Below are 23356 nucleotides of genomic sequence, written 5' to 3' on the forward strand. Positions count from 1 at the left end.
CAGGCCGTACCGCGAGCGCGATACGGCCTGCGGCGCGCGCAATATGGCCGCGTTGCGCGACCAGGCGGCCTGAGTTGCGATTTACTTCGCGACGGGCAAGGGATTGGCGTGCAGGCCGAAATACATGCTCTTGACCTGGGCGTACAGCTTCATGCCGTCGATGCCTTTCTCGCGGCCGATGCCGCTTTTCTTGAACCCGCCGAAAGGCGTGCTGGTGACGGACTGTTTGTAGGTATTGATCCACACCGAGCCCGCCTCCAGGGCGCGCCCGATGCGCCACGCCTTCTTGAAGCTCTCGGTCCAGATGCCGCACGCCAGGCCGAACACCGTGCCGTTGGCCTGGGCGATAAGATCCGCTTCGTCCTTGAAAGGCAGGGCAACCAGCACGGGCCCGAATGCCTCCTCCTGGCAGGAGGCGGCGTCCGGACCCAGGCCATCGATGATGGTCGGCATGTAGAAAGCGCCTTTGTCATAGTCGCCGCCGGTGGGAGCCTCGCCGCCGCACAGGATGCGACCGCCTTCTTCGCGGGCACGGTCGACGAACCGCGCCACGCGGTCCCGATGATGGAAAGACGCCAGCGGTCCGACTTCCACACCCGGCGCATCCGGCAGTGCCACCTTGAGGGTTTTGGTGCGTTCGACGACCGCCTTCAGCACCTCGTCGTACACACTGGCTTCGATGAACAGGCGCGAACCGGCAACGCAGGACTGCCCGGACGAGCCGAAAATGCCGGCCACCACCGCCGCGACCGCATGCTCGCGATCGGCATCCGCGAAGACGACGTGCGGCGACTTGCCGCCCAGCTCCAGGGCCACCGGCACCAGTCGCTCGCCGGCGACCTTGCCGATATGCGCACCCGCCACCGTGCCGCCCGTGAACGAAATCATGCGCACTCCCGGATGCGCGACCAGGGCGGCGCCAACATCCGCGCCTCGGCCCTGCACCACCTGCAGAAGATTTTCCGGCAAGCCCGCTTCGCGCGCGATGCGCGCCAGCTCCGGTCCCAACAGGGGCGAGTCCTCGGACGGCTTCAGGATGACGGCATTGCCGGCGGCCAGCGCCGGAGCCACCTTGGTTGCGTCATTCATGATCGGCGAGTTCCACGGCGTAATGGCCGCCACCACGCCGAAGGGCTCCAGCACCGTGAAAGAGACGTAATCGCCGCGAGGCGGCGTCACATCCGTTTCCAGCGTCTCGCAGACGGCCGCGTAATACCGGAACGTGCCTATCGCCGACTCGACCATGCCGCGGCATTCGGCGATGGGCTTGCCGTTGTCGCGCATCTGCAGCCGGGCCAGGGACTCCTTCTCGGCAACCAGGCCGTCGGCGATTTTATTCAGCACAAGCGCGCGGCGGTGAGGCAGCAGCGACTTCCAGCCCGATTCATTGAAGGCGGTCCAGGCCCGCGCCACGGCGGCATCGAGCTCCGCCAGGGTCGTCACCTTGACGCGTCCAACTTCCTCGCCGTTGGCCGGATCGATACTGATGATGTCTTGGGGTGCAAATGAGGCGTCCATGCTAGTCCTTGTTGTTCAGCGGAAAAAAGTCTAGGTACGGACCCATCCGAGCACAACAGGCACGTTGTCGCCAATATTTATAATAGGACTATCAATAATGATGCGGGCATGATGCGGGCCGCCCGGCGGCCTCGGCGGCCGGCCAACGGGGACAGCGCATCGCCCGCATATGCAAGGGCTCAGGACCTGCCACAATTCTCGTCCTTTGCGGACCCGCTTTACGGCGCCTCTATCCGACCTCATGAGCTCCAACAGTTTTTCCTCACTGATCTTTGCCGAGACGCCGCTGCCGGAACAGGTCGCGAGCGTTATGGAAGCCATCGAGACCGATATCATCCGCGCCCGCATCCTGCCCCGCATGCGGCTGATAGAGGACCACCTCATGGAAGACTATTCGGCCAAGCGCCATGTGGTGCGGGCGGCCTTGTCCGAACTTCAGCGTCTGGGCGTCGTGGTCAAGCCGCCGCACCTCGGCGCACAGATCCGGCGCTTCGATCAGCAGGGTTTGGAAGATCTGTACCACATGCGCGGCGTGCTCCATCACGCGGCCATCGAGATGATCGAATTCCCCGTGCAGCCCGGCCGGCTCGCCGCGGTCGAAGCGGCCTGTCAGGCGCACGCCCAAGCTGCCGCGTCAGGCGACCTCATCGCCATTCACCGCAGCAATATGGTCTTCCATCGCGAGTTCTATGGCCTGTGCGACAACATCTATCTGGCCGAATCGATCCGCCTTCATGATTGGCTCAGCTTCCCGGTGCGCGCGTATGGGGTCGCCGATGCCGGCGCGCTGGAACAGGCGTGCCGGGAGCATCAGGCAATGGTCGACGCCGTGCGTGCCGGCAACCGCGCCGCATTGGACGCATTGTCTGTCGCACACATGGGACGCGCACGGAACATCTATGAAGAGAAATTCCTGACGCGCTGATCCAGCCCGACGCGCCACGCCGGCAGCGCTGCGCGCCATGCCGTAATGCGCCGTCCCCCCATCATGGCAGCCGACGCTTGCGCAGCAATCGCTATGGCAGCGGGCGGGGCGCCTTGCCCTCGTACAGCGGAATGTATTGGCGCGGGATGGGGCCTTTGTTGCGGCCGCCCTGGCAGGTCTGCTCCCACGCATGCGCCAGAATGCCGACCGATCGCGACAGGCAGAAAAGCCCGCGCGCCAGGGGCGCCGGAAAGCCCAGCTCCGCATAGATCACAGCCGTCGCGCCATCGATGTTGAGCGGGATGGTCCTACCCTTGCGCGCCGCCAGCTCGGCTTCGATGGCGCGGGCGATGGCGGCATACCCGCCATCGATTTCGCCCCCCTGTGCGGCCTCGTCCACCAGCGCAAGGAGCCGCGCGGCGCGCGGGTCCAATGGGTGGAAACGATGACCGAATCCAGATACGAATTTGCCGTGGTTTTCGATGTACGCGTCCAGCGCGACGCTTACCGCCTCTTCCCGGCTGGCGCCCGCACGCATGCGCGCCGCCGCGTCCTCGTATAGCGCCACGGCCTGTTCTCCCGCGCCGCCATGCACGTCCCCCAGCACGTTGACCGCCGACGCCATGGCGTTGTTGAGCCCGACGCCGCAAGTGGCCGCCATACGCGCGATGGCGATGCTCGGCGCCTGGGGCCCGTGGTCCACGCCGGCCATCAAGGCGGCGTCAAGAAGCCTGCCCTGCCCCGGAGTGGGCAGCTCCCCGCGCAACATCAGCCACGCCATGCCGGCGAAGCTGACATTGCCGATCAGGTCCTGGATGGCATAGCCGTGAAAGCGGATCACGCCGGGCTGCATATCGGTGATTTCCGTACGCCACCACTTGCGGCTTTCCAGGCCTTCCGCACTGTCGCTTTCGCTCATATCGCCCCCTGCTCCTTCAATGTCCGGATGTCTTCCTTGCCATAACCCAACTGCGCCAGCAACTCGTCGCTGTGTTCGCCCAATCGTGGCGGCGGCGCATCCACCGCGGGCGGCTTGCCGTCCAGCTTGAAACCGGTGCGCACCACCCGAACGTCGCGGCCAACCCCCGGCACATCGGGGAAGGTCGCCACCATGCCGCGTTCGCTGACCTGCGGATGCGCCAGCACCTCCTCCACCGTGTACACCGGCCCGCATGGCACGCCGGCCCGGGTCAGCACCGGCCACCAGTCCTGCGCGCCGCGCGCCGCCAGCGCCGACTCCAGCTCCGCCTTCAATGCGTAGCGATTGCTCAGCCGCGCATGACGCTCGGCGTACTCCGGGTTGGCGATCAAATCCTCCCGTCCCACCACGCGGCACAAGGCCTCGAATTGCTCCTGCTTGTTCGCCGCAATATTGAGCAGCCCGTCCGCCGTGCGGAAAGTGCCCGATGGACTCGCGGTGATGTTCTCGTTGCCCATGGGCGCCGGCACGCGCCCCGCCACCAGATAGTTCGAAACGGCCCAGCCCATGGTGGCCATGGTGGCCTCGAGCATGGACACGTCGATGAACCGCGCGTGGCTGCGGGGCTTTTCCGCCAGTGCGGCCGCCACGGCGAACGCGGCCGTCATGCCGCCGATGGTGTCGGCGATGGGATAGCCGACGCGATATGGCGCGGTTTCCGGATCGCCCGTGATGCTCATCACCCCCGACATGCCCTGAATGATCTGGTCGTAGGCGGGATAGTCCTTCAGCGGCCCATCCTGCCCGAAGCCCGAGATGGCGCAGTAGATCAGGTCCTTGCGGTGTTCGCGCAAGACCTCGAAGCCGAGGCCGAGCCGTTTCATCACCCCGGGACGGAAGTTCTCCACCAGCACGTCGGCGCCCTGGACCAGCCGCAGGAAGACCTCTTTGCCGGCCGGATGCTTCAGGTTGACGGAGATCGATCGCTTGCCCGCGTTCTGCGCAAGGAAGGACACACCCATATGGGCCTGGTTCAGGACCGGATCGGCCCCCAGTTGGCGCGCCAGGTCGCCGCTGCCCGGCGTTTCCACCTTGATCACGTCGGCGCCCATATGGGCCAGTTGATGGCAGCAGAACGGTCCGGCCAGAACGTTCGTCAGGTCCAGTACGCGTATGCCTGCCAAAGGCTTGGACATGTTGGTTCCTCTGTTCTCTTTCACTGCCGGGGCCGGCTTTTCCTTTATTCCATCTTCGTGCCGGAATCGCGCACCGCCTGCCCCCACCGGTCGTACTCCGCGGCGATAAAGGTGGCGGCTTCGGCCGCGCTGCCGCCCAGCGTGGCGCTGCCTTCCGCGGCAAAGCGCTTTTTTGTCTCCGGCTGCTGCAGGGCTTCGTTGGCTGCACGATTCAGCGTCTCCACGATAGCCGCCGGCGTGCCGCGCGGCGCCACCAGGGCCTTCCAGTCTTCCGCGGCGAAACCCGCGTAGCCCGACTCGGCGATGGTGGGCACATCGACGGCGGCGGGCAGGCGTTCCGGCGAGGTCACCGCCACCGCGTGCAGCTTCCCGGATTGAATCAGCGGCAGCACGCTGGCAGGCGTGCCGAAATACAGATCCACTTGTCCGCCCGCAAGGTCGGCAAGCGCGCGCGCCGCGCCCGGATAAGGCACGTGGAAGAACTTGATGCCGGCCTGCTTCGCAAACATTTCCCCTGCCAGATGGCCGACGGTGCCGATGCCCGCGGACGCCATGTTCAGGCTGCGCGGCCGGGCCTTGGCGGCCGTTACCAGCATCTGCAGCGTCGCGTACGGCGACCCTTCGCGCACCACCAGGATCATGGGCTGACCCGCGACCAGCGCAATGGGCGTGAAGTCCTTGCGCGCGTCATACGGCATGGTCTTGTACAGCGACGGGTTGATGGCCAGATTGGACGTCTGCCCCATGCCGATCGTCATGCCGTCGGGATTGGCATGGGACAGGAGCCCCAGGCCGATATTGCCGCCCGCACCCGGACGGTTCTCCACCACGATGTTCCAGCCGGTGCGCTGGCTCATGACTTGCGCGATCAGGCGTGACGACGCGTCGGTGCCGCCGCCGGGCGGGAAGGGGACGATCAAAGTGATCGGTCCGCCCGGATAGTTCTTTGCGTTCTGGGCACGCGCGAAGGAAGGCAGCGACAGCAGCGGCGCGGCTGACATGCCCGCAAGCAATGCACGGCGGTGTGGGTTCATGTTGTCTCCTCGATGATTTGTTTTGCGGGCAAGGCGCAGCTTCGCCATGCATTGCCCCGTGCGCTTTCGCCCCTGTACCGGCTTCCGCCCGTATGGAAACGCGGCCCTCGATGGTCACGATGCGAATCACAGGACTTGCCGCCATCCGTTTCATTAGATAGAATGACGTTCTAATTATCATGCACGTGACACGACCGGAATGTCAATTCCGGTTTTCATCCGCGTTCGTCCATATGCCGCGCAAGTCCGCCACGCCATCCCTTGCCGACCGCAATGCCGCCGAAGGCGGCGTCGCCGCTGTCGACCGCGCCCTGTCGGTGCTGAACGCCTTTTCCGCGAGCACGCCCGTGCTTGGCCTGGCCGAAATCGCGTCGCTCACCGAAATGCACAAAAGCACGGTGCTGCGCCTGCTCGCGTCGCTGGAGCATGCGTATCTGGTCCACCGCCAGGCCGACGGCCGCTATGCGCTGGGCGCCGGCATCGCGCGGCTGCATCAAATCTACGCGGCCTCGTTTTCGCTGGAATCGGTGGTCATGCCCGCCTTGCGCGAGCTGGTGGCGCAGACCAGGGAAAGCGCCGCGTTTCACGTCCGCCAGGGCGACCGGCGGCTATGCCTGCATCGCGTGGATTCGCCGCGCCCCGTTCGCGACCATATCCGCGCCGGAGACTTGCTGCCCTTGAACCGCGGCGCCGGCGGGCGCGTTCTCACTGCATTCTCCGGCGCGCCGGGGCCCGTCTATGCCCGCATCCGCCGCGAGCAGGTCGCCGTTCTGGTGGGCGACCGCATCCCGGAAATCGCCGGCGTCGCCGCCCCTGTGTTCGGCCCAGGGGGCGAACTGATGGGCGCCTTGACGCTGACCATGCCCGCCGACCGCTTCGACGCGCATTACGATAAGCCGGTGATGCGCGCCGCGCGCAAGCTCACGGCTATGCTGGGCGGGGAATACCCCGCGGCGATGAAGGAGTGAATCGAATGGCGCACATCGAACCCTTGCTCGTTGCATGGCGCCCCCGGTTGCGGCGCCTGGCCGCCGCGTATGCCGGCGCGGACGCGGCGCACGACATGAACCACCTGGAAAGAGTCTGGGCGAATGCCCGGCAGATCCTTGCATCGCACACCGATGCGAACCGCCTGGTCGTCATGGCGGCCTGCTACCTGCATGACCTGATCAATCTGCCGAAAAACCACCCGCAACGCCCCCAGGCTTCCGCGATGTCGGCGCGCGAAGCCGTCGTCCAATTGCAGAGACTGGCATTCCCGGGCGAATACCTGGACGAGGTCGCGCATGCAATCGAAGCCCACAGCCACTCCGCCGGCATCCGGGCACGATCGATCGAAGCGAAGATCGTGCAGGACGCGGACCGCCTGGACGCCCTGGGCGCGGTCGGCCTGGCGCGGATGTTTCATATCGGCGGTCAATTGAACCGGCCCCTGGCCCACGGCACCGACCCGCTGGCCGCGGAGCGCCCGCTCGACGACTCGCTTTACGCACTCGACCACATCGAGAAAAAGCTGTTGCGCCTGCCCGCTACCATGCAGACCGATACGGGGCGCAAGCTGGCCGCCGCTCGTGCGGAAACGCTCGTCGAATTCCGGGATCGTTTCGTCGCCGAATGGATGGCACTCGGCGACGGCATCGCGGCGCCGGGCCATGACGGCTCGACCTCATAGCGAAGCGGATACGGACATCACGCCGGGAACGCAGGCAGGATGCGACGCGCGATGAAGGAGGTGGGATGCGCCCGGTGCGATAAAGCCGGACCTTGAGCCATATGCCCTGAAAACAAAAATGGCCTGGCGCCTGCGCCAAGCCATTGGTCTCTACGGGAATCTGGTGGGCGGTACTGGGTTCGAACCAGTGACCCCTGCCGTGTGAAGGCAGTGCTCTACCACTGAGCTAACCGCCCAAGAGAGACAGCGATTCTAGCACGCAGTTTTGGCCGAATGCAAACCGCCGGATTGGGGCCGCGCACGAACCGGCCTTGAACGTTCAGACCGAGACGCTGAAACCGCTCAGACTTGGACGCTCAGACTTGAACGCTCAGAACCGAACGCTCAGCCCGAAACGCTCAGGCCCGAACGCTCAGACCCAAGGACTCAGGCCGCTTCCGCGATCGGCTGCGGCGCGGGATCCCATTGACGCCACAGGCAGGCGCCCCCGGCCGATTTGTCCAACTCGCTCAGATAAGCCTGGTGTTCGGCCAGTTCTTCCTCGCTGGCGCGGATCACCGGCAACGCCGATGCATCGTAGCGCGCCAGTTGTACGCCGGAGGTCAGCGCATTGCCATCGGACTCGTCCAGGTCGATCAACAGCGCGTCCTGGCCGCGTGTCATCGCCAGCCACACCTCGCCAAGCAGGCGCGCATCCAGCAAGGCGCCGTGCAGCGTGCGGTGCGCGTTCGATATACCGTAGCGCTCGCACAGCGCGTCCAGCGAATTGCGCTTGCCCGGATGCAGTTCGCGCGCATGCAGCAGCGAATCGGTGATCGTGGCGCAGAACTCGTGCATGGCGGGGCGGCCAAGCCGCGCCAGTTCGGCGTTCAGGAACTTCGTATCGAACGCGGCGTTGTGGATGATGATTTCCGCGCCTTCGAGGAAGCGGATGAGATCGTCCGCGATGTCCTCGAAGCGCGGCTTGTCGGAAAGGAATTCCGTGGTCAGGCCGTGCACCGCCAGCGCTTCGGGATCGCTGTCCCGGTCGGGGTTCAGGTACACGTGCATCGTGTTGCCCGTGACCATGCGATTGACGATTTCGAGACAGCCGATTTCGACGATACGGTGCCCCTGTGCGGGGTCCAGGCCGGTGGTTTCGGTGTCGAGGATGATCTGGCGCATGAGTGACGCAATGGGAAGCGAAGACAGGACAACGGGCGTTAGTGTACCCGCCTCAAATTTCTTGCAAACCCCGCCCCGCCGCGGACACGATCAGGCCCCGCGCGCCCGCCGCGCTTCTTCCACGCCAAGGTTCGCCAACTGGTCCGCCCGCTCGTTGCCCGGGTCGCCGGCATGCCCGCGCACCCAGCGCCATGAGACGCGATGCCGCGCGACCTGCTCGTCCAGCATCCGCCAAAGATCGCCGTTCTTCACCGGTTTCTTGTCGGCCGTGATCCAGCCGCGCCGTTTCCAGTTCGGCAGCCATTCGGTCATGCCTTTCATGACGTATTGCGAGTCGGTGTGTATGGTCACTGTGCACGCCCGCTTCAGGGCCGTCAGGCCCTGAATGACGGCCATCAGCTCCATGCGGTTGTTCGTCGTTTCACGCTCGCCGCCGTGCAGGGTCTTTTCGTGGGGGCCGGAACGCATCAGTACGCCCCAGCCGCCGGGGCCGGGATTGCCCTTGCAGGCGCCGTCGGTCCATAGCTCCACCGCTTCCAGCTCCGGCCTGGCCGCCGTTGCCCCTTCCGCCCGCGCGCCCGTATCCGTCACACTACCCACCTTCATTGCACTCCCTGCACTACGTTCACATCTGTACGCCGCATTGCCGGTTGAATGCGCAATGCGGCTCGATTGGCCAACCGCTCAGGCCGGCCCGGATCGGCGATTCGCCACCACCGACGCCGCGGCGGCAGGCTTGCGCTTCTGTTTCCACGCCGGACCGATCAAGCGCATGCCGGCCACGCGCTTGACGGCGGACACCATATAGACGGCGCCGCACACGGCCCACCAGCGGTCCCCCGCTTTTTCCATGAAGCGCCAGCGCTGCAGCCAGATATCGGTGCGGCACGCCGGCGCGTAGCAGCCGAAACGGCCGCGATCCACCTCGAAAGACAGCAGTTTGAGCCAGTCCTTCACGCGCGCCAGCGACACTTGCGCCGACGGCGCGTGCGGCAGCCACGGCTCCATGCCGGGAAGCCGGTTGCGGGCGCCCCACAGGCTCCAAGGATTGAAACCGGAAATCACGACGCGGCCTTCGGGCATCAGCACCCGCTCCACCTCGCGCAGCACGTCGTGCGGCGCGTCGGTGCACTCGAAGGCATGGGGCAGCACCAGCAGATCCACGCTTTGCGATGCGAAGGGCAGCGCGCGCGGATCGGCCAGCGCGCAGGCCTGCCAGCGCGCCGCGACGTCGCGCTCGGGCATGATGGTGCCGACGTACGCCTTGAACGGCATGCGGTTCGCGCGAAGCAGGTCGAGCTCGGCCAGCCCCACCTGCAGCGCGTGGTAGCCGAACACGTCGGCCACCACCGCGTCGAACTGCGACTGCTCCCAGCGCAGCACATACTGACCCGGTGGCGTCTGAAACCATTCCGCGAGTTCTACAATCGGCGCACTTTCTTCTGCCACGCTATGGGTTCCTATGATGATGCATGCCCCTTCCGCCCCCGCGGGCGTCGGCGCTCCCCTGTTGCCGCTGCCGGCCTTCTCCGATAACTACATTTGGCTGCTGCAGCGCCAGGGCATGGCCGCCGTGGTGGATCCCGGCGAAGCCGAACCGGTATTGCGCGCGTTGCGCGATGGCGGCTTGCAATTGCGCGCCATTCTACTCACGCATCACCACAACGACCATGTCGGAGGCGTGCTTGAATTGTCGCGCGCCACGGGGGCGGTCGTATATGGCCCGGCGGGAGAAACGCTGCCGCGCTGCGACTTTCCGTTGAAGGAAGGGGACCGCGTCAGCCTCGCCGAGCTGGAGGTGGACATGGGCGTACTGGACGTTCCCGGCCACACCGCGGGCCACATCGCCTATTTCGGGCGCGCGGCGGGCGTCGAACCCGTGCTCTTCTGCGGCGACACGCTGTTCGCGGGCGGCTGCGGCCGGCTCTTCGAAGGCACGCCGGAGCAGATGACGCACTCGCTCTCCAAATTCGTAACATTACCGGCTGAAACACAAGTTTGCTGCGCACACGAGTACACTCTTGGCAACTTGCGCTGGGCACTGGCCGTTGAACCGGCCAACCGCACCCTGCAACAGTGGTACCAGCGGGCCCAGCGACTGCGCGAGCAAGGCCTTCCCACGCTTCCCTCGACCATCGGGCTGGAGCGGGAGACCAATCCGTTCCTGCGCACCCAGCAAGTTGAGATTGCCCAGATTGCCGCGCTCCATGCCGGGCGCTCCCTGACTTCGCCAGCCGAAGTATTTGCCGTACTTCGCGAATGGAAAAACAACTTCAAGTGACCCATCGATGAAATTGTTCCGACTGATCTTTCCCCTGCTGCTGGCGGTACTCGCCGGATGCGCGGGAACGACGCACAAGCAGGCAACAGCGCTCAAAGACGACACTCTCAATCTCGACACCCAGCAACCCGGCTACCCGACCCGCTACGTCGCCACGGTCACGTCGCGCACCATCGACCTGACCCACCCGCCCCGCGACGTCTGGGACCGCATCCGCCGCGGGTTCGCCATCCCCAACCTGCATAGTCCGCTGGTCGATCAATGGACCGAGTACTACGCGTCGCATCCGGAAGCGGTGCAGCGCATGGCGGAACGGGCGGGCAAATACCTGTTCTTCATCACCGAGGAAATCAACCAGCGCGGCATGCCCACCGAGCTGGCCCTGCTTCCCTTCGTCGAAAGCGCCTACAACCCCACGGCATTGTCGCGCGCGCAGGCATCCGGCCTGTGGCAGTTCATCCCCACAACCGGCCAGCATTTCAACCTGAAGCAGGACTGGTGGCGCGACGAGCGGCGCGACCCGATTGCGTCGACCAATGCGGCGCTCGACTACCTGGAATCGCTTTTCGAGATGCAGGGCGACTGGTACCTGGCCCTGGCCTCGTACAACTGGGGCGAGGGCGCCGTGCAGCGCGCCATGGCGAAGAACGAGGCGGCGGGGCTGCCGACGGACTACATGTCCCTGCAGCTTCCCGAGGAAACGCGCAACTATGTGCCCAAGCTGCAGGCGATCAAGAACATCATCGCCAACCCGTCCAGGTATGCCGTGGTGCTGCCGCCGGTGAACAATGCGCCCTACTTCGCGACGGTGCAGAAGAACCGCGACATCGATATCGAAGTCGCCGCGCGCCTGGCGGAAATGCCGGTGGACGAATTCAAGGCCCTGAACCCTTCGTTCAACCGGCCCGTCATCCGCGGCCAGCATGCCACCATGATCCTGCCCGCCGACCGTGTCGCCATCTTCAATGCGAACATGGAGAACTACAAGGGGCAGCTGTCCAACTGGCAGGTGTACCAGCCGCAGCGCGGCGACTCCTACGCCGCGATCGCCAAGCGGTTCGGCATCTCGGAGAGCACGCTGCGCAATCTCAACGACATCCCGCAGCGGCAGAAGCGCGTGGCGCTGGGACAGCACCTCCTGGTTCCGGCCCGCGGCGGCGTGCAGGTCGCATCGCTGAACAACGCCGGGGCGGGATCGGATGACGAACCGCCGGCGCGTTCCGGCTCGGTGCGCAGCGCCACGGCGCATATGGCATCCGTCAAGGTGAACGGCGCGCGGCCCAATGTACGCCAGCACAAGGTTCGCTCCGGCGACACGCTGTTCTCCCTGGCGCGGCAATACAGCACGACTGTCGAAGCGCTGCGGGCGCTCAACAACCTGAAGGGCAACAACCTGAAGGTGGGCAGCGTGCTGCGCGTTCCGGGAACCAGCGTCCGCGGGTAAGCCGGCCAGGCAGGGCCGGCCAATCGCCGGCGCCTTGCCCGTCCGTACGCGGCAGACCGTTTGCAATTCCGGCGCGCGCGCCGGCGATCCCCTAAAATAGCCCCTTTTCTGGACGCATCAAGGGATCGACACATGGGCTTTCTTGCCGGCAAACGCATTCTCATCACGGGCGTACTGTCCAATCGCTCCATCGCGTACGGCATCGCGCGCGCGTGCCATCGCGAAGGCGCGGAACTGGCCTTCACTTACGTCGGCGACCGGTTCAAGGACCGCATCACCGAATTCGCGGGCGAGTTCGGCAGCGATATCGTGCTGCCCTGCGATGTGTCGGACGACGCGCAGATCGACGCCGCCTTTGCCCAGCTCGGACAGCGCTGGGACGGCCTGGATGGCCTGGTGCATTCCATCGGCTTCGCCCCGCGTGAAGCCATCGCCGGGGATTTCCTGGAAGGCCTGTCGCGTGAAGGCTTCCGCGTCGCCCACGATATTTCGGCCTACAGTTTCCCGGCCATGGCCAAGGCCGCCCTGCCGCTGATGAAAGGCCGCAACGCCTCGGTCCTGACCTTGACCTACCTGGGCGCCGAACGGGTGGTTCCCAACTACAACACCATGGGCCTGGCCAAGGCGTCGCTGGAAGCCAGCGTGCGCTATCTGGCGACGGCCCTGGGTCCGTTGGGCATCCGGGCCAACGGCATCTCCGCCGGCCCCATCAAAACGCTGGCCGCAAGCGGCATCAAGGACTTCTCGTCCATCCTGAAGTTCGTCGAAGCCAATGCGCCGCTGCGCCGCAACGTGACCATCGACGATGTCGGCAATGTGGCCGCCTTCATGCTTTCGGAGCTGGCCAATGGCGTGACGGGTGAAATCACGCACGTCGATGCCGGCTTCTCCACCATCGTGCCCGGCATGGAATAAAACCCGGGTCAGTCCGCCCGCAAGCCCATGCGGGCGGTCAGCGCCGCGAAGCGGTCGATATCCGCATCGATCAGTCGCTGGAATGCCTCCGGCGTACTGGCCGTCGGGCTGTAGCCGAGCTGCCGCAACGCATCCTGGGTTTCGGGCCGCTTCATGATCGCCGCCACCGCGGCATTCAAACGGCCCACGACGGGCGCGGGCGTGCCGGCCGGCGCCAGCAAACCGTGCCACTGATCCAGCGAGTAGCCCGGGTATCCCTGCTCGGCAACGGTCGGCACGTCGGGCATCAGCTCCGAACGCCGGGGCGAGGTCACCGCCAGCGCGCGCAACCTGCCCGCCGCCAGAAAAGGCGCCGCGCTGGATGCCGTAACGATGCCCATGTCCACCTGTCCGGACAGTACGTCGGTCAATGCCGGGCCGCAGCCTCGATACGGCACATGCTGCAGCGGGCGCTCGCTGGCGATGCGCAGCATTTCGCCGGCCAGATGCTGAGGGGTTCCGTTGCCGCAGGACGCATAGGCCGCGGGCTTGCCGTCCCGGCCCGCCGACGCCAGCGCATCGCTCAGATTTCGATACGGCGAGTGGGCGGCGGCCGCCACCACCGAAGGCACGAACGCGACGTTGACCACCGCCTTCAGGTCATGCCTGGGCGAGAACGGCAGATCGCGGAAGACCCCCGGATTGATGGCATACGAGCTGTTGACCATCAGCAGCGTATAACCGTCCGGCGCGGCCTGCGCCACTTCACGCGCGCCGATATTCCCGCTGGCGCCGGGGCGGTTTTCCACCACCACGGGCTGGCCCAGGTCCTGCTGCAAGGCAGCGCCCAGCTTGCGCGCCAGCAGGTCGGTGCCGCCGCCCGGCGGGAAGGTCACGATGATCGTGATCGGCCGCGATGGAAAATCCGCCGCGGTTTCGGCGGCGTGCGCGCCCGGCTTCGCGCTTTCGCGGGACTGGCCGCCGGCAGCGCCCAGCCCTGCGGCCAGCATCGCCGCCGCCAGCGACAGGACCAGTGCGCCGCGGCCGCGCATTTTCGCGCCGCGATGTTTTTCACGACCGCCCATCACGCGCCCCGTCAGGCGTCCAGGCCGATGTCCAGCACCCGGACGCTGTGTGTGATCCAGCCAATGGCGATCAGGTCCACGCCTGTCGCCGCAATCGCCGGGGCCGTGTCCGGCGTCACGCCGCCGGAAGCCTCGGTGATCGCCCTGCCCTTCGCCATGTCGACGGCGCGGCGCAGGTCGGCAAGGTCCATGTTGTCCAGCAGCACGACGTCCACGCCCAGCGCCAGGGCCTCCTCCAGCTGCGCGAGCGTATCCACCTCCAGCTCGATCTTGACCAGATGGCCCGCCGCTGCCCGCGCTCGTTCGATCGCCGGCCGCACCCCGCCGGCCAGCGCAACGTGGTTGTCCTTGATCAGGATCGCATCGTCCAGGCCGAAGCGATGATTGCTTCCTCCGCCGACCCGCACCGCGTACTTCTGCAGCGCGCGCAGTCCCGGCATAGTCTTGCGCGTGCATGTCACCCGCGCGCCGTAAGGACGGATCGCGTCGGCGATCTCCGCCGTCGCGGTGGCCACCCCGCTCAGGTGGCACAGGAAGTTCAGCGCCGTCCGTTCGGCGGTCAATATGCCGCGGGCGGGGCCCGACACCACCGCGATCTCGTCCCCAGGCCGCAGCCTCGCGCCGTCGGCCAGACCGGGCAGGAATTCAATGGCGGCGTCGCACAAGGTGAACGCAAGGCGCGCCAGGTCCAGCCCGGCCAGCACACCGGGCTTGCGCGCCACCAGCCGCAAACGCGAACGTTGCCCTGGCTCCACGATGGCGTCCGTGGTGATATCCCCGGCTCGGCCGAGGTCCTCCAGCAGCGCGGCGCGCACCACGGGTTCCAGCAGAACCTGCGGCAGCGGCGGCACGGCACGCGGGGCGGGCGCGGCCTCCTCCTGCCGCAATGGTTGCACGACCGGCCCGCGGGCAGGCGAAAGGCGAGGCGAAACGTTTATGCTCATTTTGAGTATTATCCAAGCAAAGGAAAGCGATGGACTTATACTATTTCTGAGCATAATTCCCTGTCAACGATTTTCTCAATGTGAGCATAAATGGGCTGACCGGCCAGCGGCATCCGCGACGCCGTGCGCCCCCGCACCGCACCACACTTGGAAGCGACTCAGACCAGGTGCGGTTCGCGGGCCAGCGGCAGCTTGCTGCCGGATATCGCGCGCTCGAGCATCACGCCACGGCGGAAGCGGAAGAGTTTCGCTGGGCGGCCCGCCGTGCCGCTGGTCATGGCGCCGGTTTCCTCCACCAGGTCCTGCTGTTCCACCAGGCGGCGGAAATTCTGCTTGTGCAGCCCGCGGCCGGCCAGGGCCTCCACCGTCTGCTGCAGTTGCAGCAAGGTGAATTCCTCGGGCATCAGCTCGAACACCACCGGCCGGTATTTGATCTTGGCGCGCAGGCGCGCGATACCCGTCGCCAGAATGCGCCGATGGTCGCGCACCATCGCTGTGCCGGGCAAGGGCGGGCGGATGGGCCGCTGCCCCGATTCCGGAACCAGCCCGGCTTCGTACAGCAGCTCATAGCGCTGCAGCACCATGTCCTCGTTCCAATCCGCCCCGTCCAGGCCGAAGGTGATGGCAACGCGGTCGTAGCGCCGCCCCCGCTGGGCGGCCGGGCCGCTGTTTGCCCAGCGGCGCAGCCGCGGTTCGATCAGGCTGCCGACGAAAGCCGGCGGGCCGTCGCGCCGGTCTTCCCAGGGGAAGTAGCGATACCAATCCTGCCAGCCGACCCGCGCCACGCCGGTGCGGCCCAGCTCGCGCGTCAATCCCAGGTAGCTCACCGAGATAACGCGCGCTTCCGAATGTTCGGCACGGTCCCGGTCGGCAAAGGTGTACAGCTGTTCGACGTAGCCCAAAGGGTGATGGGTTTGCGTTTCCACCCAGGCGCGCAGGCCGGCCTGAAGCGAACGGTGCGTGGATTGAAAGGGACCGGCGGGCAAGGCATGCGCGTCTTCGGTGGTCAGCACGCGCGGCTGACCATCGGTGACGGCCACGAGCACGGCAACGAGTTCGGCGGAGACGCGGTTTTCGATCGATTCGGTCAAGGGCGGCTTGAATGGCGGCGTCGCCGCGTCCGGCGGCGGATGCATGGCACGGCTGGCTTCTGGCGAATGACCGCCCCCGCTGCCGTGCGGCTCCCGATTATAAGGGCCGGCCTTTCCATTTTTTGACCGGATGGACATGTGTTTCCGGGCCGGCATGGTTTTTCGCCGTCCCGGATTGGCACACTATGTGCCTTTATCCAGCGCGGCGGCGCGGGCCAGCCTTCCCACATCCCGGATGCCCGCGCCGGCGCGCTTCCTTCCGCATTTTTCCCTGGAGGCATGTATGGAATATCGGCATTTGGGCGCGTCGGGTTTCAAGGTTCCCGTATTGAGTTTCGGCACCGGAACCTTCGGCGGCAAGGGCGAGCTGTTCGAAGCCTGGGGCAAGACCGACGTCGCCGAGGCGCGGCGCCTCATCGACATCTGCCTGGACGAGGGCGTGACCATGTTCGACACGGCGGACATTTATTCGCGTGGCGCTTCGGAATCGATCCTGGGCGAAGCCATCAAGGGCCGCCGCGACAAGGTCATTCTGTCAACCAAGGCGACCTTCCGCTTCGGGGACGAGCCGAACAACGTGGGATCGTCCCGCTACCACCTGATCCAGGCGGTCGACAACGCGCTGAAGCGCCTGGGCACGGACTACATCGACCTGTTCCAGTTGCATGGGTTCGACGCCCGCACGCCCGTGGAGGAAGTGCTGTCCACGCTCGATACCCTGGTGCGCGCGGGCAAGATCCGCTATACCGGCGTCTCGAATTTCTCGGGCTGGCATTTGATGAAGTCGCTGGCCGTCGCCGACCGCTACGGTTATCCCCGCTATGTCGCCAACCAGACCTATTACTCGCTGGTCGGCCGCGATTACGAATGGGAGCTGATGCCGCTGGGCCTGGATCAAGGCGTCGGCGCGGTGGTGTGGAGCCCCCTCGGCTGGGGCCGCCTGACCGGCAAGATCCGCCGCGGCCAGCCGCTGCCGGCGAACAGCAGGCTGCACAAAACCGCGGACTACGGTCCGCCCGTGCCGGAGGAATACCTGTATCGCGTCATCGACGCGCTCGATGAAGTCGCCGCCGAAACGGGCAAGACGATTCCGCAGATCGCCCTGAACTGGCTCCTGCAACGGCCCACCGTCAGCACGGTCCTGATCGGCGCGCGCGACGAAACGCAATTGCGTCAGAACCTGGGTGCGGTCGGCTGGAACCTGAGCCCGGAGCAGGTCGCGAAGCTGGACGCGGCCAGCAAGGTGGCGCCGGCCTACCCCTACTGGCATCAGGCGGGCTTCGCGGAACGCAACCCTGCTCCCGTTTGAAGCGCAGCGCGGCGATGGCGGCGGCACGCCTGGCCGCGCCGCCGCCCGTCATCGCCGCCTTCCCTCGCCGGAGCAGGCGCGCACGCCAGCGTCCGGCTCAACGTTCATCAAGCGTTGATCCCACCATCTACGGGAATGGACGCCCCGGTGATGAAACGCCCGCCGGGCCCCGCCAGATGCGCCACCGTGGCGGCGATGTCATCGGCATGCCCATAGCGGCCGAGAGCCATCGCCGCGCGCAGGGCATCCGCGCGTTCGCCTTCGGCCGGATTCATATCCGTATCGGTCGGCCCGGGGTCCACGATGTTGACGGTGATGCCGCGCGCGCCCAGATCGCGCGCCATCCCTTTGGTCAGGCCGATCAGGGCGGATTTGCTCATCGCATACAGGCTGATGCCCGGGCGGCCGGCGCGATGGGCGAGACAGCTGCCGATGGAGATGATGCGGCCGTCCGGCCCCATGTGCCGCGCAGCCGCCTGCGACGCCACGAACACCGCCCGCACATTCACGGCCATCGTGCGCTCGAAAGTGTCCAGATCGATCTCGTCCAGAGCGCCGGGGATGAGGATGCCAGCGTTGTTCACCAGGATATCGAGCCGCCCGAAACGTTCGAGCACCTGCGTTACCGCTGCCTGCACCGCGCCCGGGTCGGCGCTGTCGGCCTGGATCGCCACGGCGTCCGCGCCTGCCGCGCGGATCTCCGCGGCCACGGCGGCCGCCTTGTCCGGACTGGACGCATAGGTCAATGCCACCGACGCGCCGTCCTGGGCGAGACGGCGGGCGATCGCCGCCCCGATACCACGGCTGCCGCCCGTCACGAGCGCGACACGATCTTTCAATGCTTGCATGGGACTCTCCCTGGAATTTATGTATTGAACGCTATAAAATAATCACCGACACGCATCGCGCCTGTCAACAATTTTTTTAGTGAACGATATAAAAAAGGAAGCCGCATGGCCGCACGAGGCCGCCCGCGCAACTTCGACCGGGACGCCGCCTTGCGGCGCGCCATGGAGCTGTTCTGGGCGCGAGGGTACGAAGGCGTTTCGCTATCCGACCTGACCGAAGCGATGGGCATCAACGCCCCCAGCCTTTATGCCGCCTTCGGATCGAAGGAGGCACTGTTTCTGGAAGCGGTCGCCCTGTATCGCAGCAGCGAAGGCGGCGCCAGCTGGCGGGCGATCGCGGATCAACCCACCGCCCGCCAGGCGGTGGAAGCCATGCTGCGCGACAACGCCCGGGCATACACCCGTCCCGGCAGGCCGCACGGCTGCATGGTGGTGCTTGGCGCAATCAATTGCTCCGTGCAGAACCGCGGCGTGGCCGACAGCTTGCGCGAGCATCGGCTGGCCTTGGGCAGATTCCTGCGAGATCGGCTCGCGCGCGCCGTGACCGAAGGCGAAATCGACGCCAAGGCCGATATCGACGCGTTGTCCGCGTATTACATCGCCGTGCTGAACGGCCTGTCGATCCAGGCCCGGGACGGCGCGTCGCGCAAGGCGCTGGAAGCCGTCATCGATTGCGCCATGGCCAACTGGGAAATGCTGACGCGGCCCGGGCAGGTCTGAACACCGCAATGCCTGCGCGTCCGGAACTATCACGATGGAGCGCGCTCCGCCGGCCAAACCGCTAAAAATTCCTCGACACGCATATAACTCTATGGTTATATTCGGTTCATGGAATCCGCCTTTTCTATCGTCGCCGAACCGAACCGCCGCGCCATCCTCGGTCTGCTGCTGGCGTCCGAACGATCCGTCGGGGACCTCGAACGGGAGCTGCGCCTGTCACAGCCATCCGTCTCCAAGCATTTGCGCGTCCTGCGCGACGCGGGCTTCGTTGAATCCCGCATCGAGGCGCAGCGGCGCCTGTATCGCCTCAGACCCGAGCCGCTCATGGAACTCGATGCATGGCTGGCGCCATTCCGGCGGTACTGGTCCGGCCATGTCGATGCGCTGGAGCGGCATCTGGACAAAATGGAATAGCGGCTTGAAGGAGCGAAACATGAGCGAGCGTGAGAACTATCGTCCCGGCCCCGCTGCCGGCATGCAGGTCCGGAAGGACGGGGAAAAATGGACGCTCGTGGTGGTCCGGGAACTGCGCCATGCGCCGGAGAAAGTATGGAAGGCCATCACGGAACCTGAACATTTGCGGGAATGGGCTCCATTCGACAGCGACCGCAGCCTGGGCACGGTTGGCACGGCACGACTGTCCACCGTCGGTGCGCCCGTATCGCAGACCAGCGAAACCCGGATCAAGCGTGCCGAAGCCCCAAGGGTGCTCGAATACACGTGGGGCGACAACGACATGCGCTGGGAACTCGAACCGCTGGACGGCGGCGGCACGCGCCTCACCCTATGGCACAACATCGACCGTGGCTTCATTTCGATGGGCGCGGCCGGATGGCATATCTGCCTGGACGTGCTCGATCGGGCGCTTTCGGACCGGCCTGTCGGCCGCATCGTCGGCATGGACGCGCTGAAGTTCGGCGATTGGCAACGGCTCAATGCCGAATACGCAAAACAGTTCGGCCTGGAGCCGGCCAGCTGGCCGCCCCAGGCGGCGGATTGACGCCCCAGGAAAAACGCCGGTCACCTTGACCGGCGCCACGCTCTGGCGGGTAACCGATCAAGCCTGCAACAAGTCCTCGATTGTCGCCGGCAGTTCGCGCACCCGCAGGCCGGTTGCGTGATAGATGGCGTTGGTGATGGCCGCGGCCGTGCCCGCCAGCCCGATCTCGCCCACGCCACGGGCGCCGAGCTCGTTCAAGACCGGGTCGGGATGGTCCAGGAACGTCACGTCGATTTCCGGCGTGTCGGCGTTCGAAGCAACGATGTAATCCGCCAGATTATTGTTGACGGGCTTGCCGGAACGATCGTCGTAGAGCGTGTGCTCGAAAAGCGCCATGCCGACGCCCATGACGATCGCCCCCTCGATCTGGTTGCGCGCCGGACGAGGGTTCAGGATGCGGCCGGCGTCGATCACCGTCACCACCCTGCTCACGCGCATGCGGGCAATTTCGGGTTGCCATTCCACTTCGGCGAAATGCACGCCATAGGAATTGATGGAGTACTTGCGCTTGAGCGGATCGTTTCCGAAATTGCCGCTTGTCTCGCTGCCCTCGCCGGAGATCGCCATCAGATCCGCCCCGGCGATGATTTCACCGAAGTTCACGCCGCTTTCGGGCGGCCGGCCCTTCAGGTGGACGCGTCCCGCCGTCAAGGCCAGGTCTTCCGGCTTCCGGCCCGAATACGGTGAACCGTCTGTCTTGCAGGCCAGCTGCAATACCGACTGCACGGCCGCGCGCGTGGCCTGGAATACCGCCGGGACGACCGACGACGTCACGGTGGATCCGCCGGAGACCGGACCTTCCGGCAGCGCGGTGTCGCCCAGCATCACGTCGATACGCTCGGGCGCGATGCCAGTCTCGGCGCTGACCAGCTGCGCCATGATGGTGTAGGTGCCCGTGCCGATATCCTGCGTGCCGCACGCCACGTGGGCGCTGCCATCGGCCTTCAAATCCACGCGCGCGTGCGTGGGCTGGCGCGCGCCCAGCCAGGAACAGCAGGCCATGCCCCAGCCAAGGATCTTGCCGTCGCGCCGCATGGAGCCGATTTCCGGTGTGCGTTGCGGCCAGCCGAACTTTTCGGCGCCTAGCCGGATGCATTCCACCAAGTGGCGGGACGAGAACGGCAGGCCATTGCTTTCGTCATGTTCCGGCTCGTTCGTCAGCCGCAATTGCACAGGATCCATTTTCAGCGCCACGGCCAGTTCGTCCATGGCCGATTCCAGCGCAAACAGCCCGGGTACGGCGCCCGGGCCGCGCATTGGCGTCGGCGTGCCCATGTGGCGGCGCGCCAGCGCCGCGGTCACGCGCAGGTTGGGCGTGCTGTACATGTGCGGCGTGGCCTCGGCGCAGTTCTCCTCGTAGTCGTCCAGGATGGATGTCTGCGTCACATAGTCCTGCTGCAGCGATACCAGTTTGCCATCCTGGGTTGCGCCCAGGCGGATGCGCTGCTGGGTGATGGGCCGGTGGCCGACATTCTGGAACATCATCTGGCGCGTCAGCACCAGTTTGACCGGCCGGCCGGTCTCACGCGCCGCCACCGCGGCGATCGCGCAATGCGGCCACGGCCAAAGCTTGCCGCCGAAACCCGACCCAAGAAAGCGGGAGACCACCCGTACGTTCTCGGGCGTCGTACCCAGCTGCTGGACCATCACTGCCTTGTGATTCGCCACCGCCTGGGTGGTCTCGTACAGCGTATAGGCCTGGCCGTCCCAAACGGCGACGGTGGCATGCAGCTCGATGGGATTGTGGGTTTCCACCGGAGTGATATAGGTCTGATCGACCTTCACCGCGGCCGCCTCGAAAGCGGGGTCTGCGTCGCCACGCTGGCTTTTGACCTCCGGCTTCGTATCGGGCGACAGCGCAGTGGCCACCTGCGGCTTGTCGGCCCTGTAACGCACCTTCACCGCGTTGGCGGCCGCCATGGCCTGTTCGAACGTGTCCGCAACGACCGCGGCGACATATTGGCCGTAATAGCGGATGACGTCATCGTCGAAGGGCGGACGGGTCTCGTCCACCTTGGCCCCCTGCACGCGATACAGCTTGCCGATGTTGCCACGGTGCAGAATCATGCGCACCCCCGGCATGGCTTCCGCTTCCGCGAGATCCAAGGCCTCGATGCGCCCGTTGGCAATGGTGCTGCACACCGGCACGGCGTAGAGCATCCCCGGAAAATGGAAGTCCGACGTATAGCTGGCGCGGCCGCTGACCTTCAGCGGGCCGTCGATGCGCGGCGTGGCGCGGCCGATGATGCCGGCGGCATCCGACACGGAACGGTCTGCAACGGTATTCATGGTTGGTGCTCCTGTATCACGCGGTCTGGGTGGCCTGCTTCAACGCGTGCACCAGGCAGCGCCGTGCCAACTCCACTTTGAATGCGTTCTGGCTCTGCGGACGCGCATCCTGCAAGGCCGCATCCGCGGCGGCGCGGAACGCGTCTTCGCCGGGCGCCTTCCCAACGAGCGCCGACTCGGCTTCGGGTGCGCGCCACGGGCGCGTGCCCACCCCGCCCAGGGCGACCCGGACGTGACGCATGGCGCCGTTCTCGACCACCGCGATGACGGCCGCCGACGCCAGGGCGAACTCGTACGACGCCCGATCGCGCAGCTTCAGATAAACCGAACGGCTGCCCGGCGGCGGTGAGGGCAGCGTCACATGCGTGATCAGATCGCCGGGCTCCAGTACGGTTTCGCGTTCCGGCGTGTCGCCCGGCAAGGTGTAGAAGTCGCCGATGGGCACCGTCCGTTCGCCGTTGGCGCCTTGTATGTGTATCGTCGCTTCCAGGGCCATCATCGCGACATTCATGTCCGACGGATTCGAGGCGATGCAGCGGTCGCTCGTCCCCAGAATGGCGAGATTGCGGTTGTAGCCGTCGATGGCGGAACAGCCGCTGCCCGGATCGCGCTTGTTGCACGCCGACGCGGTATCCCGAAAATACACGCAACGGGTTCGCTGCAGCAGGTTGCCGCCGGTGGTGGCCATATTCCGCAGCTGCGCCGACGCGCCGGACAGCAGGGCCTGTGATAACGCCGCGTAATCGCGCTTGATGGTGGCGTCATTGGCGAGATCCGCATTGCGCACCATGGCGCCGATGCGCACGCCGCCGCCAGGCAGGGGTTCGATGCGGTCCAGACCCAGGCGATTGATATCGACGACGCGCCTGGGACGCTCGACGTCCAGCTTCATGAGATCGACCAGCGTGGTGCCGCCGGCCAGATAGCGCACGTCGGCGCCCTGCTGCGCGGTGCGCGCCATCGCGCCCGCCCGTACCGCGTCCTGCACGTCGCGGGGCCGCGTGAGTTCGAACATTTCCATGT

The 23356-nt window shown here is 66.0% G+C and carries 23 protein-coding genes and 1 tRNA gene; 10 read left to right on the forward strand and 14 right to left on the reverse strand.

Features of this window, described 5'->3' with window-relative positions:
- Positions 1–81 precede the first annotated feature (81 nt).
- Positions 82–1518, reverse strand: coding sequence for an aldehyde dehydrogenase (locus CAL13_RS17880; RefSeq protein ID WP_086058575.1), 1437 nt, complete (start codon positions 1516–1518; stop codon positions 82–84).
- Positions 1519–1759: 241 nt separating this feature from the next.
- Here CAL13_RS17880 and CAL13_RS17885 point away from each other — a divergent pair, with 241 nt between their 5' ends.
- Positions 1760–2443, forward strand: a complete 684-nt coding sequence (locus CAL13_RS17885) for a GntR family transcriptional regulator (RefSeq protein ID WP_198297668.1) — start codon at positions 1760–1762, stop codon at positions 2441–2443.
- Between the two features lie 91 nt (positions 2444–2534).
- Here the strand turns inward: CAL13_RS17885 and CAL13_RS17890 are convergent, their stop codons facing one another.
- From CAL13_RS17890 to CAL13_RS17900, 3 genes are read right to left on the reverse strand one after another with little or no spacing between them, the layout of a single operon-like run.
- Positions 2535–3362 (reverse strand): citryl-CoA lyase, encoded by an 828-nt coding sequence (locus CAL13_RS17890; protein WP_086073124.1) that lies wholly within the window; start codon positions 3360–3362, stop codon positions 2535–2537.
- On the reverse strand, positions 3359–4558 hold the full coding sequence (locus CAL13_RS17895; RefSeq protein WP_086073125.1) for a CaiB/BaiF CoA transferase family protein: 1200 nt from the start codon (positions 4556–4558) through the stop codon (positions 3359–3361). The genes CAL13_RS17890 and CAL13_RS17895 overlap by 4 nt, the downstream gene beginning before the upstream one ends.
- Before the next feature lie 44 nt (positions 4559–4602).
- Positions 4603–5592 (reverse strand): Bug family tripartite tricarboxylate transporter substrate binding protein, encoded by a 990-nt coding sequence (locus CAL13_RS17900; RefSeq protein WP_086073126.1) that lies wholly within the window; start codon positions 5590–5592, stop codon positions 4603–4605.
- 233 nt (positions 5593–5825) lie between these two features.
- Here CAL13_RS17900 and CAL13_RS17905 point away from each other — a divergent pair, with 233 nt between their 5' ends.
- Entirely contained in the window at positions 5826–6560 is a 735-nt protein-coding gene (locus tag CAL13_RS17905) for an IclR family transcriptional regulator (protein WP_086073127.1), read from the forward strand.
- 5 nt (positions 6561–6565) lie between these two features.
- Positions 6566–7264 (forward strand): HD domain-containing protein, encoded by a 699-nt coding sequence (locus CAL13_RS17910; protein ID WP_086073128.1) that lies wholly within the window; start codon positions 6566–6568, stop codon positions 7262–7264.
- A 161-nt stretch (positions 7265–7425) separates the two neighbouring features.
- Here the strand turns inward: CAL13_RS17910 and CAL13_RS17915 are convergent.
- From CAL13_RS17915 to CAL13_RS17930, 4 genes are all read right to left on the reverse strand, one after another.
- Positions 7426–7500 (reverse strand) — tRNA-Val (locus CAL13_RS17915).
- Between the two features lie 190 nt (positions 7501–7690).
- Complete coding sequence (gene dnaQ / locus CAL13_RS17920) at positions 7691–8428, reverse strand: DNA polymerase III subunit epsilon (RefSeq protein WP_086058581.1); 738 nt, start codon at positions 8426–8428, stop codon at positions 7691–7693.
- Positions 8429–8518: 90 nt separating this feature from the next.
- Positions 8519–9034 (reverse strand): ribonuclease HI, encoded by a 516-nt coding sequence (gene rnhA, locus CAL13_RS17925; RefSeq protein WP_086073129.1) that lies wholly within the window; start codon positions 9032–9034, stop codon positions 8519–8521.
- A 78-nt stretch (positions 9035–9112) separates the two neighbouring features.
- Entirely contained in the window at positions 9113–9877 is a 765-nt protein-coding gene (locus tag CAL13_RS17930) for a class I SAM-dependent methyltransferase (protein WP_086058583.1), read from the reverse strand.
- Between the two features lie 19 nt (positions 9878–9896).
- Between CAL13_RS17930 and gloB the strand changes: the two genes are divergently transcribed.
- From gloB to fabI, 3 genes are all read left to right on the forward strand, one after another.
- A complete protein-coding gene (gene gloB, locus CAL13_RS17935) occupies positions 9897–10709 on the forward strand; it encodes a hydroxyacylglutathione hydrolase (RefSeq protein WP_086073717.1) in 813 nt (270 codons plus the stop codon).
- 7 nt (positions 10710–10716) lie between these two features.
- On the forward strand, positions 10717–12153 hold the full coding sequence (locus tag CAL13_RS17940) for a transglycosylase SLT domain-containing protein (protein WP_086058584.1): 1437 nt from the start codon (positions 10717–10719) through the stop codon (positions 12151–12153).
- Positions 12154–12285: 132 nt separating this feature from the next.
- Positions 12286–13068 carry an enoyl-ACP reductase FabI gene (fabI, locus tag CAL13_RS17945; RefSeq protein ID WP_086058585.1) on the forward strand — a complete coding sequence of 261 codons (783 nt, stop codon included), beginning with the start codon at positions 12286–12288 and terminating at the stop codon, positions 13066–13068.
- 8 nt (positions 13069–13076) lie between these two features.
- On the opposite strand, the gene CAL13_RS17950 is transcribed toward fabI, so the two are convergent.
- The 3 genes from CAL13_RS17950 to CAL13_RS17960 all read right to left on the reverse strand — a co-directional run bounded on the left by CAL13_RS17950 (position 13077) and on the right by CAL13_RS17960 (position 16167).
- Complete coding sequence (locus CAL13_RS17950) at positions 13077–14057, reverse strand: tripartite tricarboxylate transporter substrate binding protein (protein WP_086073718.1); 981 nt, start codon at positions 14055–14057, stop codon at positions 13077–13079.
- Between the two features lie 86 nt (positions 14058–14143).
- Positions 14144–15076: a carboxylating nicotinate-nucleotide diphosphorylase gene (nadC, locus tag CAL13_RS17955; protein WP_086073130.1), complete on the reverse strand. Its 933-nt coding sequence runs from the start codon at positions 15074–15076 to the stop codon at positions 14144–14146.
- Positions 15077–15234: 158 nt separating this feature from the next.
- Positions 15235–16167 carry an NUDIX hydrolase gene (locus CAL13_RS17960; protein WP_420042462.1) on the reverse strand — a complete coding sequence of 311 codons (933 nt, stop codon included), beginning with the start codon at positions 16165–16167 and terminating at the stop codon, positions 15235–15237.
- A 283-nt stretch (positions 16168–16450) separates the two neighbouring features.
- On the opposite strand from CAL13_RS17960, the gene CAL13_RS17965 reads away from it, so the two are divergent.
- The gene (locus CAL13_RS17965; protein ID WP_086059578.1) at positions 16451–17476 is read left to right on the forward strand and encodes an aldo/keto reductase; all 1026 of its coding nucleotides are present in this window, start codon (positions 16451–16453) and stop codon (positions 17474–17476) included.
- A 107-nt stretch (positions 17477–17583) separates the two neighbouring features.
- Here CAL13_RS17965 and CAL13_RS17970 read toward each other — a convergent pair whose 3' ends face one another.
- Entirely contained in the window at positions 17584–18324 is a 741-nt protein-coding gene (locus CAL13_RS17970) for a 3-oxoacyl-ACP reductase family protein (protein ID WP_086073131.1), read from the reverse strand.
- A 105-nt stretch (positions 18325–18429) separates the two neighbouring features.
- Here CAL13_RS17970 and CAL13_RS17975 point away from each other — a divergent pair, with 105 nt between their 5' ends.
- The 3 genes from CAL13_RS17975 to CAL13_RS17985 all read left to right on the forward strand — a co-directional run bounded on the left by CAL13_RS17975 (position 18430) and on the right by CAL13_RS17985 (position 20044).
- A complete protein-coding gene (locus CAL13_RS17975; protein ID WP_086073132.1) occupies positions 18430–19044 on the forward strand; it encodes a TetR/AcrR family transcriptional regulator in 615 nt (204 codons plus the stop codon).
- 108 nt (positions 19045–19152) lie between these two features.
- Positions 19153–19458 (forward strand): ArsR/SmtB family transcription factor, encoded by a 306-nt coding sequence (locus tag CAL13_RS17980; RefSeq protein ID WP_086058590.1) that lies wholly within the window; start codon positions 19153–19155, stop codon positions 19456–19458.
- A 19-nt stretch (positions 19459–19477) separates the two neighbouring features.
- Entirely contained in the window at positions 19478–20044 is a 567-nt protein-coding gene (locus CAL13_RS17985; protein WP_086073133.1) for an SRPBCC family protein, read from the forward strand.
- Positions 20045–20101: 57 nt separating this feature from the next.
- Here the strand turns inward: CAL13_RS17985 and CAL13_RS17990 are convergent, their stop codons facing one another.
- Together CAL13_RS17990 and CAL13_RS17995 are read right to left on the reverse strand one after the other, a co-directional pair.
- On the reverse strand, positions 20102–22333 hold the full coding sequence (locus CAL13_RS17990; RefSeq protein ID WP_086073134.1) for a xanthine dehydrogenase family protein molybdopterin-binding subunit: 2232 nt from the start codon (positions 22331–22333) through the stop codon (positions 20102–20104).
- Between the two features lie 16 nt (positions 22334–22349).
- Entirely contained in the window at positions 22350–23354 is a 1005-nt protein-coding gene (locus CAL13_RS17995; RefSeq protein ID WP_086073135.1) for an FAD binding domain-containing protein, read from the reverse strand.
- Positions 23355–23356 lie beyond the last annotated feature (2 nt).

Source organism: Bordetella genomosp. 9 (genome assembly GCF_002119725.1).
Lineage (GTDB): Bacteria > Pseudomonadota > Gammaproteobacteria > Burkholderiales > Burkholderiaceae_B > Bordetella_C.